Origin of the sequence: Algorimicrobium echini (assembly GCF_900115185.1) — a bacterium.
GTDB lineage: Bacteria > Bacteroidota > Bacteroidia > Flavobacteriales > Flavobacteriaceae > Algorimicrobium > Algorimicrobium echini.
Genome location: NZ_FOVN01000006.1, coordinates 105,312 through 118,199, shown reverse-complemented (window position 1 = coordinate 118,199; position 12,888 = coordinate 105,312). Strand labels below are relative to the sequence as shown.

The window sequence follows — 12,888 nt, the reverse complement described above, 5'->3', positions numbered from 1 at the left end:
AAAAAATTAAGGTGATTAAAAAACGTAATTGTGTTTCGAATAAATAGTTAGTGGCTGGTTCTGTATCGTTTAACGATCTTTATTTGAGTTTATTGCGTTGTTTAGAAAAAAATATGACGAACTTGGAGTTCAAATAATATGAATCATTGAAACGGATTTATATTATATCGTTACCAACTATAAAAACCCAACCTTCTGAAATTTAGCTAATTGAATTAAAATGTTTTGTAAATATATTTTTTTGGTGTAAATTTACATCAAAAACGAATCCAATGGCACGACAAAGCATTTCATTGACACAACCAAATGACGAATGGTTAAAAACCCAAGTGGCGACTAATGAGTATTCCAGTAAAAGTGAACTTGTAAATGACCTAATAAGACAGGCAAGAAATCAACAACGCCAAATTGATTGGATAAGCTCTAAATTAGAAATAGCTGAAAATAGCGGTTTTACGAATGATAGTAAAGAGCAAATTTTAGCAAAATCAAAGTCTTTATTGAATGGCTAAATACAAGTTAAGTAATGCAGCTAAAGATGACTTAATTAGAATTCATCATTACGGTGTAAAGAAATTTGGTATAACAGAAGCTGACAAATATTTTAACTCATTTTTTGAATATTTTGACATTATTGCTCAACGGCCTTTCTCGTTTGAATCGGTTGACTTTATAAAATACGGATATAAACGCTGTGTCTGCGGATCTGACAGCATTTATTTTAAAGTTAATAATGACATTGTAGAGATAATGGCTATTGTTGGAAGACAAGATTTAAATAACATATTATAAAATTACAGTTGGTAACACCATGTATAATTAACGGCTAGTTCTCACCTACTTACGAAAGTCCTCGCGGATTTTCTATCTGTGATTTATTTACCAAACAATAACCTAAAAAACCTACAGTGAGATTCCTGCCTTTGCAGGAATGACAAACTACCTCAACAACCCCTTAACCGCATCAAAATCCAATCCGCCATAATTTCCAGAACTCATGAGCAACAAGGCTTTGTTATTAAAGTCTTGCGAAAATAAGAAAGTTTTAAATTCTTCGGGATTGGTATAAATCATTAAATCGTCACGTTCAAACGCATGGGCAATTTGTTCATGCGAAACTGCGTCCAATTTCTTAATTTCAACCGCGTCTGGTGAATAGAAAACGACAGCCTCATCAGCAGCATCCAGAGCGCCTTTATATTCTTTTAAAAATTCGGCATTTAAGCTACTATAAGTATGCAATTCCAAACAGGCAATAAGGGTTTTATCCTCATATTGGGCTTTTACAGCTTGGGTAGTAGCCGATACTTTACTGGGTGAATGGGCAAAATCTTTATAAGCAACACTGGTTTTACTTTCGGCAATTTTTTCTAATCGTTTGCTAGCCCCTTTAAATGTGGCAATGGCTTCATAGAAATCATCTTCGTCAATGCCCATATGTTGGCAAATCCACTTGGCGCCTGCTAAATTATTCAGGTTGTGTTTCCCGAAAATTTCAATTGGCAACGGTCCTTCCGGTGTTTCTAAAAGCGTTTCACCATGTTCAACCGTATATTCTGGTGTGTAATACGGTAATTTACGAATGGTATTTTCAGACGCTTCTACAACGCGTGCTACTTCAGCATCTTCGGCATTGTAGGTAATGCTACCACCTCGAACAATACTATCTACAAAAATTTTAAACTGCTCGACATAATTGTCATAGGTTGGAAACACATTAATATGATCCCAAGCAATACCACTCAACAACGCAATATTGGGTTTGTATAAATGAAATTTTGGTCGCTTATCAATAGGAGAGCTTAAATATTCATCGCCTTCCAAAACTATAAAATCATTGTCTTCTGTGAGTTTCACCATGACATCAAAACCTTCCAATTGGGCGCCAACCATATAATCCACATCCCGATCGTGGTAATGCATAACGTGTAAAATCATAGAGGTTATCGTGGTTTTCCCATGACTTCCGCCAATTACCACACGGGTTTTATTTTTAGATTGTTCGTACAGAAACTCTGGATAGCTATATATTTTTAAACCGAGTTCTTGCGCCTTTAGCAATTCCGGATTATCAGCTTTGGCATGCATGCCCAAAACAATAGCATCCAAATTAGAACTGATTTTTTCTGGGAACCAACCAAATGATTCAGGCAGTAAACCTTTAGCTTCCAAACGAGATTTAGACGGATTGAAAATAGTATCATCGCTACCGGTAACTTGGTAGCCTTTATTATGTAAAGCAATGGCTAAATTGTGCATGGCAGCACCACCAATGGCTATAAAATGTACGTTCATAATTAAATTTTGTAGAATTCAAATATACACATTGCAAATGGAAGTAGAAATGTGAACACCGGTAAATTATTAAGTTTCTAACGGTTTAAAATAGCGGATTTCTCTGCCGAAAAAACTTCAATTTCAGGTAATTCGGCCAAGGCTAGATCTATATGTTTAAGCGCCTCTTTTTTACGATTCTGATGTTTGTAAATCTGCGCCAATCGGTAATTTGCCCAGGCTTTTGGCACACCATCTTCCACGGAATAGTTGGCTAGATACCTTTTCAGGCAATTTTCACCTTTTTCTAATTGCAAATTATACTCGGCGGCTACTTTTCCTATTTGGTAATGAACGGCATTGCGTTTATGCTTTTTTTCGGATGCTTCAATCGTTGCAATCGCCTTATCGGGTTGCTGTTGCTTTTCGTAAAAATTAGCTAATTTTTCAAAACAGGTAATAGAACCTCCAGTAGTTATGGCGCGTTTATAATAGGTTTCGGCTAGTTCGGGTTCGTCATCATACTCATAAATATAACCTTTAGCCAAATACCCATCTACTTTAGAAAGTGCTTCCAACTCATTGGCATACTTCAAGGATTTCTTGACGCTTCCACCAACAATACCTGGTAACTGCATATATAATTCCACCAAAGCCCAGCGCGTATTAATATGCTTGCTATCCAATTCGGCAGCTTTTAAAAATGCATCTTCTACATCATCTATAAGCATTAACGCACTTACTTTATTGACTTCTAAAGCTTTCATACCCATAGCGCCTCCATATTTATAATGGAAATTTGCCTCATTGGGTTCTAATGCTACCAACAACTTATACTGCTTAATTGCGGCATCCCATTTGGATTGATACCCATAGGCATCACCTAACAATTCCACGGCACGCTTGTTTGTTGGATTGGCTAAAGCATAAGGCTCTATTATAGTTTCTGCTTGTTTATAATTTTTCTTATCTAATAATAATGCCACGTCATCCAATGCCTGTTGTGCCATTCCTAAAACGGGAACCAATAAACATAAAAGCAGCTTTTTCATAATACAACAATCAATTATACAAAGATAACTATTCAAAATGGTTTTTAGTATTGGTCGTTTTAACTTCTAGTACCTTTTATTTTTTAAGAAATTCCCTTACTGAAAATAAAGGGTTACGAATTGAAAGCCTCCAGTTACCCAATTTCATTTTTTTGGAACAACTTTTGAATGTACTATTGAACGAACAAAAACTTTCTGAAACAGTATCGGCAAAAAACATAAAAATCGATTTTGAAATGTGTATTTTTAACCAGTACAATGCCTCAAACTGTTAAAGACTAGCAATAAGAATAACCACATGAAACACGTTACCATACTCGCCATGATAGTATTATTTGCCAATTTCGCCAAAGCACAAAACAGCGATTATGATGCACTTTGGAAATCGGTTGAAAAACTTGAAAACGAAGGTTTACCGAAATCGGCTTTAGATATTGTTACCAAAATTTCAAGGCAAGCAAAACACGAAGATAATCAACCACAAGCAATTAAAGCTTTGCTGTATAAAAGCAAGTATGCCTTAACCTTGGAAGAAGAGGCACAACTACAAATTATTGCCGATTTCAAACATGAAATAGCTCAAAGCGAAACACCTACTAAAAACATCTTACAAAATATGTTAGCCACTATGTATTGGCAGTATTTTCAGCAAAACAGATGGCAATTTTATAACCGAACACAAACGGCAGAAAAAGTAGATGACACCGATTTCAGGACTTGGGATTTAGAAACGTTATTTACGGAAATTCAAACACAGTACAAGCTGTCTTTAGAAAATGAACAGACGCTTCAACAAACACCTATTTCCGATTTTGATGCTATTATTTACTCGCAACCAAACTCCAAACAATTTAGACCAACGCTTTACGATTTATTAGCTAACACAGCGCTCAATTTTTATAAAACAGATGAAAACAGCATCAGCCAACCTGCCTATAAATTTGAAATTAATGATCCTAAATTTTTATGTCCAGCAATTGAATTTTCACAAACAGAAATCGCCTCTAAAGACAGTACATCCTTGCAGCTTCAGGCATTAAAAATCTATCAGAAGCTGACTCAATTTCACCTAAAAAACAAGACTACTAAAGCGTTAGTGGATATTGACATCGCGCGTTTAAAATTTGTAAAAGATTATGCCACTTTCAGCAATAAAGAAATGGTGTATTTAGAAACGTTGAAAGAATCCCGTGCTGATTATACATCTGAAGAATCGGGCTTATATGCCTTTGAAATCGCGCAATTATTTAACGAACAAGGCGAACGTTATGAACCAAAAAAAGCACCCGAATTGCAATGGAAAATTAAAGAAGCCTATGATCTTTGCGAAACCGTAAATAAGAACTTTCCAAACACTACGGCTGCCAAAAAATGTGCTGTTTTACAAAAACAAATAAAACTCCAAAGCTTACAAGTACAAACCGAAAGACATGTACCTATTCAGCAAGATGCCAGAATGTTGGTGACCTACAAAAACTTAAATACGTTAGGTTTTAAAGCCTATAAACTCACCGAAAAGGAATTTGAAGCCTTCGGAAAAATTTATAGAGAGGACGAACAACTGGCCTTTGTAAAAAAATTAACACTTTCAAAATCTTGGCAAGCCACCTTAAAAAATGAAGGCGATTACCAACAACATCAAACCGAAGTAATAATTCCGGCCTTGGAAAATGGTCGCTTTCTGATTGTAGCTTCAGCGAAAAACGAAGCGAACACATTTGCTATTCAAACACTTCAAATTACCAATATTGCTTTGGTGGATAAAGCGGAAAACGACAGACAGATCTACCAGTTTATTAATCGGAATAATGGGCAGCCCATACCGAATCTCACTGTTAAAATAAGTTACAAAGAAAATTACAATGGTGATTTTAAACATAAAACGTTCACATCTGACTCCAATGGCAACGTTGAAATATCAAAAACACAAAGCCGTTGGACCCAAGTAAAAATTGTAGCCAACTCTAAAACCGACAAAGCCTATTTTGGTGATTATTACGTGAATCCTGAATACAAACTGAACGAAGATCCGGTTAGCTATAAAGGTTTCCTTTTTACGGATAGAAGTATTTACAGACCTGGGCAAACGGTTTATTTTAAAGGGATTGCTATGAAAACTACACATGGTAAATCCACCGTTTTAGTGGATGCAGAAACCGACGCCGTTTTATATAATGTAAACGGCGAAGAGGTTAATCGGTTGACTTTAAGAACAAACGAATTCGGTTCTGTTACTGGCGAATTTATTTTGCCGAATACTGGATTAACTGGTGGTTTTAGAATCCAATTATTAGGAAAATCGCATCATTTAGGAAATGCAAACACCTATTTTTCAGTAGAAGAATACAAACGTCCAAAGTTTGAAACCACCTTTAAACCCATTTCAGAAACTTTTAAAATTAATGACTCCATAACAGTGAAAGGAACTGCATTGGCTTTTGCTGGTAGTAATATTACAAATGCTAAAGTGGTGTATCGCGTGCACAGAAAAGTCCAATATCCAGATTGGTATTATTGGTATCGTCCGCGTTTTAATTCGGAAGTTCAAGAAATTACCCATGGCGAAAGTACCACCAACGATAAAGGCGAATTCGAAATTACTTTTAAAGCCATTCCAGATAGCAGTGTTGACAAAAGCACCTTACCAATATTTAATTATGAAGTGTCAGCCGATGTCACCGATATCAATGGCGAAACACGAAGTAGTTCCATTATAGTAAATGTAGGTTATCATGCCATGACGGCTTCTATTGCTGTTGAAAATACGTTAGACAAAACCACTAAAAATCACACTATTGAAATTGATACGAGAAATTTAAATGGCGAATTTACACCAGCCACTGGAACGCTTAAAATATATAAACTGCAAGCACCAGAAGAGGTTTTACGCAGTAGACCTTGGGAAGCACCAGAATATAAAATGCTTTCAGAAACGGAATTTAAAGCGAAATTTCCACACGATGCGTATGCGAATGAAGATAACCCCAATAATTGGAAAAAAGGCGATATGGTTTTTGAAACCGATTTTAACACGGAAAAATCGAAAACCATCACATTAAGAAACATCAAAAAATGGGATTCCGGTATGTATGTCATTGTTCTAGAAAGTACCGATAAATTTGGTCATGCAGTTACAGCAGAAGCCAAAACAAATTTGTATAGTGATACCGATAAAACCGTTGCCGACAATCAATTATTTATAATTACAACTAATAAAAACACCTATCAACCAAATGATACTGTTTTGCTAACCATGGGTTCAGCAGCCGAAAATATCACATTTACGATAGATATTGAGAAAGACAAAAAAACAATAAAAAGCTATGTAGTAAACCTAAACAACAACAAAAAAACCATTGAAATCCCAGTTACAGAAGCAGATTTTGGTGGATTTGCTGTCAACTACAGTTTTGCTTTTGCCAATAGTTTTCAATCGGGAACAGAAATCATTTCAGTGCCATACCCTAAAACCGATTTAGAAATTGAAACCACCACATTCCGAGATAAATTGCAACCAGGAACTGATGAAACTTGGGCATTTAAAATTAAAGGACCTCAAGGCAACAAAGTATCTGCTGAAATTTTGGCTAGTATGTATGACGCATCTTTAGACCAATTTAAACCTCATAATTGGACATTCAATCCGTTAGAAAAGCCCACTTATTATTCCAACGCAACCAGACAAGCGCATTACAGTTTTGGAATCCAAAATTTCAGGATACAAAATACACCACGTTTAAATATGGGGTTTCCACACCAAGGTTATGACCAATTGAACTGGTTTGGGTTTTATTTTGGAGATGATAATTATTTTTATGAAGAAGATTTGGAACATGAAGAAGTTATTGTGTCTGCGATGGGAATAAAAAGAGAAAAACGTGACATAGCTTACGAAACAGAAATGGCACCTGAAGCTGATCAAGCATTAGGAAGTCCAAAAGACAGTTTACAAAACCAAGAAAGTTCTGAATCTAAAAAATCAGACTTTTCAGGCATCACCATCCGCAAAAACCTCCAAGAAACCGCATTCTACTTTCCACAATTACAAACAGATGAAGCAGGCAATGTAAGTTTTAATTTCACCACACCAGAGGCTTTAACCAAATGGAAATTGCAAGTGTTGGCACATACCAAAACGTTAGAAAGTCAGGTCACCAGTTTAGAAACGGTTACCCAAAAAGAATTGATGGTCATTCCAAACGCACCACGATTTTTACGTCATGGTGATGCCATAACCATCAGTACTAAAATTGCGAATCTATCAAACAAAAATTTATCAGGACAAGCGCAATTACAACTAACCGATGCTATAACTGGTGAAGATATATCTGCACAATTATTGGTTCTCTCCTCAGGAGAGATGGTGAAGCCAGAGAGGCTTTTTGAAGTTGATGCCAAAGGCAACACCCAAGTATCTTGGTTATTAAACATTCCCGAAACAGTAAATGCTGTTCAATATAAAGTAGTTGCCAAAGCTGGCGCATTTAGTGATGGCGAACAAAATGCCATGCCTGTTTTATCTAACCGATTATTGGTAACCGAAACCTTACCGATGTGGATTAAGAGCAACGAAACCAGAACATTCACGTTGGATAAACTAAAAACGAATACCTCATCTAGTTTAAAACATCACCAACTGACTTTGGAAATGACCTCCAATCCAGCTTGGTATGCGGTTCAGGCACTTCCCTATTTAATGGAATATCCGTATGACTGTAATGAGCAAACTTTTAGTCGCTATTACGCCAATGCCTTGGCAAGTCACATAGCCAATAGCAATCCACGGATTCAAGAGGTGTTTAATCAGTGGCGAAATTCGGATGCATTAGTTTCGAATTTGGAGAAAAACCCCGAACTAAAAAACATATTAATTCAAGAAACACCTTGGTTACGTGATGCACAAAGTGAAACGGAACAGAAAAAACGGATTGCTTTGTTATTCGATTTGAATAAAATGACCAACGAATTGCAAAACGCATTGGGTAAACTCCAACAAAATCAAATGACATCTGGCGCATGGCCTTGGTTTAAAGGTGGACGCGAAAACCGTTTTATTACGCAACATATTATAACCGGTTTTGGACATTTGGATAAATTAAATGTCATTCAGAGCGCTAGCGAAGTAGCTATGATTTCAAACGCTATTGCTTATTTAGATAATGAATTCATAAAAGAATATAAAAACATCACCAAATACAATAAGGATGCCGACTTAAGCAAAGACCATTTAAGTTATACGCAATTACATTATTTATATATGCGAAGCTTCTTTCCAGAGATAAAACGTAGTAAAGAAGTTCAAGATATTTCGGAATATTATTTAGGGCAAATAGACAGCTATTGGTTGTCGCGTTCTATCTATTCAAAAGGCTTAATGACGCTTATTTCACATAGAATGAACAAGCCTAAAACTGCTGGCAAAATTTTAAAATCTTTAAAAGAAACCAGCATCACGAATGACGAATTAGGCATGTACTGGAAAGACAATACCGCATCTTGGCATTGGTATCAAGCGCCTATAGAAACCCAAGCGTTGCTGATTGAGGCATTTCAGGAAGTTGGCTCAACCATATATAGCGCAACCAATAATACCCATGACATTGACAATCTAAAAATGTGGTTATTAAAAAATAAGCAAACCAATAAATGGGAAAGCACCAAAGCAACTACCGAAGCTGTTTACGCTTTATTGCTACAAGGAAGCGATTGGTTATCGGTAACCGAAGCCGTTACCGTTTTAGTTGGCAATAAAAAAATAGACCCTTCAAAACTAGAAGCCGTAAAAGTGGAAGCGGGAACTGGTTACTATAAAACATCTTGGAATGCTTCAGAAATAAAACCAGAAATGGCAGATGTTACCTTAACAAAAACAGGGAAAGGTATTGCTTGGGGAGGTTTATATTGGCAATATTTTGAAGATTTAGATAAAATCACCACAGCCAAAACACCGTTACAATTGAAGAAAAAACTCTTCAAAAAAACCAATACAGATTCTGGCGAAGTTATTTCAGAAATCACATCAGAAACCGATTTACAGATTGGCGATTTAGTACGCGTACGTATAGAATTACATAGCGATCGTGATATGGAATTCATTCACATGAAAGATATGCGTGCCGCAGGATTAGAACCTATCAATGTCTTATCGTCCTACAAATGGCAGGACGGTTTGGGTTATTATGAAAGCACGAAAGATGCGAGTACAAACTTCTTTTTCGACTTTTTACCGAAAGGTGTTTATGTATTTGAATACGATTTACGCGTGAATAATGCTGGAAATATGAGCAATGGAATTACCACAATCCAAAGTATGTATGCACCTGAATTTTCAAGCCATAGCGAGGGTGTTCGAATTTCAGTTGACTAAATTTATATGAAAAAACTAATATTTGCTAATGTTCTATTTATGAAATCACTAACTTTACAAATCCATACAATCTGTATTTATTTATGAAACACAGGCTTCTTATAATGCTAACCGTTTTCACTTTTGGAACAACTGTGTTCGCACAGAATAGTACCGTAAAGCAAGACATTAAAAAAGTAGCGGACAGCATGATTTTTTTAACCTATCATATTAAAAAATCATCTGATGCAACACCTACAATACGTCACTTAAAAACGATATTAGCTAAAGGACGTATTAAAGGATTTCATGAAGAAAAAGAACTGTTTAAAAAAGGTAATCTCGCATGTGATTTACTGGATAAGGAGTTACAGGTAATTGAAACGCTTTATATAGAAAATCCGCTTGAAAAAGTGGTTGAATTTGTAAATGACTCTGGTGATTTAGAAAAACGCCTTATTGCATTGGAAAGTACCGATTTTGCTTTCAGAATGCCTTACCATGAAACCGCTAAATATGCTCGGATGTATGTTATAACCAATTCGGACACCACCAATTACATAATAACCAAGCTATAATTATTATGACAAAACAACTACTTCCACTATTATTACTTCTTTATGTAACGAGCGCTTTCGCGCAGACTTTTGATGTAGAAACCATTAAAAATGCTGGCGATAATGACAAACGCATCAATATGGTTATTCTTGGTGATGGTTACACGGCAAGTGAATTGACAGATTTTGAAACTGACGCTGCAAATTTTGTGAGTGCTCTATTTGGTCAATCACCTTTTTCAGAGTATTCAGATTATTTTAACGTGCATATCATCAAGGTTATTTCAAACGAAAGTGGCGCCACACATCCAGGAACGGCAGCAGATGAAGCGAGTTATAGCGTTCCTGTTTCAACTGTTGATAATTTTTTTGGCAGTACTTATGATGGTTTTGGCTCACATCGTTTATTATACGCACCAAACTATAGTTTAATCACTTCAGTTTTAGCAACAAATTTTCCTGAATACGAGCAAGCGCTTATTTTAGTTAATTCGCCGTATTACGGTGGAAGTGGTGGTGAATTTCCCGTAGCATCTACAGGAACAAGTGCTGATGAAATTGCCATTCATGAAATAGGACATTCGTTTGTAGACTTGAAAGACGAATATTATCCAGGTGATTTTTATGCTGAAGAAGGTATTAATATGACTCAAGAAACAGATCCAAGTTTGGTAAAATGGTCTAATTGGGTCGGTTCTAATGGTGTTGGCGTATTTCAATATTGCACCACTGGATCTTGTTCCACGTGGTACAGACCACACCAAACTTGTAAAATGCGTTATTTAGGATTCCCGTTTTGTGCTGTTTGTAAAGAAGGAATTATTGAAAAAATTCACGATTTAGTATCACCAATTGATAGCTTTTCACCAACCAATTTATCCATTGAGACCTCAACCTTTCCAGTTTCTTTTAATGTCTCACTTATTAACCCAACCTCAAATACGTTAGAAACAACTTGGACATTAAATGGCTCTGCATATACAACTGGTGTCAATATGGTGTCGCTTTTGGAAGCAGAAGTGAATAACGGGATAAACAATCTTTCGGTTGCTGTAACCGACAACACCAATTTGCAACGTATAGATAACCATGAAACTATTCACATTGCAACAATTACTTGGAGTATTGACAATACAACATTGGGTGTTACTGATATTACAACTGAAGAAAATCGGTTTTCTATTGCACTCTTTCCAAACCCTACAAACAATGCTCTACATGTGAAATTTGAGAATTTCAATTCGTCAAATTTACGTTTAGAATTAACGAGTATGGACGGTAAAGAGGTTTTATCAACCCGTTTAGAATCTGGTATAACAAATACTATACATTTAAATCAGCAAGCGGCAGGACTCTATATTGCTAACATTTACAGTGATTCTGTTTTATTAGCAAGCAAAAAAGTTATTAAACAGTAAGCTTATTTTTTGGGTGGATATTTCTCCAATAATTTCAATACCACCGTTTTAAATTGAGCGGTTCGTGCTTCGGGAGAGTTTTCAGGTGCCGTTGGTTCTCTGCTCACGCCTTGCCAAAACAGTTTTTGTGTTTTACCATCAACAAAGTCTAAAATAATTTGTCTAGAAACAGAGCCCTGACCAATTGGTATACCAACAGACATGCCACCTCCACCACTACCAACTCCCATACCAACGGAACTGGATTGTTGATTTTGATACGTTACACTCTTGACATCAATAATAAAATCTGGTGTTTCTGATAATACAAATCCTTTACTTTGAAGTTCCGCATCTAATTCCGTAAAAAATCGTTTGGAGTCTAACTGACTAAAACCCGTTTGCATATCATCAAAATAATGGTAGGTTTTGTATTGGGTAAAATCTGTTCCTTTTTCGTAGTCATAACTTACCGTAACACCACAAGACGTTAATATCAAGGTAAGAATTAGGGCTTGAAATTTTTTCATTTTTTATTTTAAATATACGAAAATTATTCTGCGTTTTTATCAACAGATTTTGTTAAAGCTGATGAGATGATACCTGTTGGAATAGCAACAATCCCTAAACCGATAAGCAAAATAAAGAACGTAAATACCTTTCCGCCTACTGTTATTGGGTATACATCGCCATATCCTACTGTAGTTAGGGTTACTATTGCCCACCATAAACTATCAAATATGGAAGAGAAGTGTTCAGGTTGAGCTGCATTTTCAAAATAGTAGATACCAACAGCTGCGAAATAAATTAAAATTAAAGTAATAAATAGAAATAGGAGAATTTCTTCTTTTGCAGATTTAATAGCCGTAGTAAAATGATTCATGGCTCTATTATAGCGAACTAATTTCAAAATTCTAAAAAGTCTTAAAAAACGTAACGCACGCAGGGAGCGTAAATCAACACCAAACGACAAATAGAATGGTAAAATAGCTAGTAAATCTATAATCCCAAAAAAGCTGAAAATAAATTTTGGCTTGCTATCAGCTACATAAATACGAAGGACATACTCAATAGTAAAAACAACAACACTAAAAACCTCAACAACGTTTAAAACTAAACGTGTACTTGGATCCAAATCAGGAATGGTTTCAACAGTAAATGTTACAATAGAAACTAAAATAAGCACCTGAATAAAAATAGCAAAAATCCGACTTAATGGCGTATCATGGATTTCTACAATATTTTTTATTTGCTGCTTCATG

9 protein-coding genes are annotated in these 12,888 nt (G+C 35.7%); 5 read left to right on the top strand and 4 right to left on the bottom strand.

The window, feature by feature from the left end; genetic code table 11:
- Window positions 1-272 precede the first annotated feature (272 nt).
- Window positions 273-512, top strand: coding sequence for a ribbon-helix-helix domain-containing protein (locus tag BM239_RS13020; RefSeq protein ID WP_092209338.1), 240 nt, complete (start codon window positions 273-275; stop codon window positions 510-512).
- Window positions 505-792 (top strand): type II toxin-antitoxin system RelE/ParE family toxin, encoded by a 288-nt coding sequence (locus BM239_RS13015; RefSeq protein WP_092209336.1) that lies wholly within the window; start codon window positions 505-507, stop codon window positions 790-792. Before BM239_RS13020 ends, BM239_RS13015 begins: the two co-directional genes overlap by 8 nt.
- Window positions 793-939: 147 nt before the next feature.
- Here BM239_RS13015 and BM239_RS13010 read toward each other — a convergent pair whose 3' ends face one another.
- Both BM239_RS13010 and BM239_RS13005 read right to left on the bottom strand, forming a co-directional pair.
- Window positions 940-2,295: a UDP-N-acetylmuramate--L-alanine ligase gene (locus BM239_RS13010; RefSeq protein WP_092209334.1), complete on the bottom strand. Its 1,356-nt coding sequence runs from the start codon at window positions 2,293-2,295 to the stop codon at window positions 940-942.
- A gap of 77 nt (window positions 2,296-2,372) precedes the next feature.
- Window positions 2,373-3,326 carry a tetratricopeptide repeat protein gene (locus BM239_RS13005; RefSeq protein WP_092209332.1) on the bottom strand — a complete coding sequence of 318 codons (954 nt, stop codon included), beginning with the start codon at window positions 3,324-3,326 and terminating at the stop codon, window positions 2,373-2,375.
- 298 nt (window positions 3,327-3,624) lie between these two features.
- Between BM239_RS13005 and BM239_RS13000 the strand changes: the two genes are divergently transcribed.
- The 3 genes from BM239_RS13000 (at window position 3,625) to BM239_RS12990 (ending at window position 11,647) form a co-directional block, all read left to right on the top strand.
- Entirely contained in the window at window positions 3,625-9,693 is a 6,069-nt protein-coding gene (locus BM239_RS13000; protein WP_092209330.1) for an alpha-2-macroglobulin family protein, read from the top strand.
- A gap of 83 nt (window positions 9,694-9,776) precedes the next feature.
- Window positions 9,777-10,250, top strand: a complete 474-nt coding sequence (locus BM239_RS12995; protein ID WP_143094925.1) for a hypothetical protein — start codon at window positions 9,777-9,779, stop codon at window positions 10,248-10,250.
- Window positions 10,251-10,255: 5 nt separating this feature from the next.
- Window positions 10,256-11,647 carry a M64 family metallopeptidase gene (locus BM239_RS12990; protein ID WP_092209326.1) on the top strand — a complete coding sequence of 464 codons (1,392 nt, stop codon included), beginning with the start codon at window positions 10,256-10,258 and terminating at the stop codon, window positions 11,645-11,647.
- Window positions 11,648-11,649: 2 nt separating this feature from the next.
- Here BM239_RS12990 and BM239_RS12985 read toward each other — a convergent pair whose 3' ends face one another.
- Entirely contained in the window at window positions 11,650-12,156 is a 507-nt protein-coding gene (locus BM239_RS12985) for a DUF4136 domain-containing protein (RefSeq protein ID WP_092209324.1), read from the bottom strand.
- A gap of 23 nt (window positions 12,157-12,179) precedes the next feature.
- Entirely contained in the window at window positions 12,180-12,887 is a 708-nt protein-coding gene (locus BM239_RS12980) for an ion transporter (protein ID WP_092209322.1), read from the bottom strand.
- Between the last annotated feature and the right edge of the window lies 1 nt (window position 12,888).

Bases quoted from the DNA above. Each gene is read 5' to 3' on its own strand.
- BM239_RS12980 (WP_092209322.1), bottom strand. From the start codon at position 12,887: ATGAAGCAGCAAATAAAAAATATTGTAGAAATCCATGATACGCCATTA.
- BM239_RS13005 (WP_092209332.1), bottom strand. From the start codon at position 3,326: ATGAAAAAGCTGCTTTTATGTTTATTGGTTCCCGTTTTAGGAATGGCA.
- BM239_RS13020 (WP_092209338.1), top strand. From the start codon at position 273: ATGGCACGACAAAGCATTTCATTGACACAACCAAATGACGAATGGTTA.
- BM239_RS13010 (WP_092209334.1), bottom strand. From the start codon at position 2,295: ATGAACGTACATTTTATAGCCATTGGTGGTGCTGCCATGCACAATTTA.
- BM239_RS13000 (WP_092209330.1), top strand. From the start codon at position 3,625: ATGAAACACGTTACCATACTCGCCATGATAGTATTATTTGCCAATTTC.
- BM239_RS12990 (WP_092209326.1), top strand. From the start codon at position 10,256: ATGACAAAACAACTACTTCCACTATTATTACTTCTTTATGTAACGAGC.
- BM239_RS13015 (WP_092209336.1), top strand. From the start codon at position 505: ATGGCTAAATACAAGTTAAGTAATGCAGCTAAAGATGACTTAATTAGA.
- BM239_RS12995 (WP_143094925.1), top strand. From the start codon at position 9,777: ATGAAACACAGGCTTCTTATAATGCTAACCGTTTTCACTTTTGGAACA.
- BM239_RS12985 (WP_092209324.1), bottom strand. From the start codon at position 12,156: ATGAAAAAATTTCAAGCCCTAATTCTTACCTTGATATTAACGTCTTGT.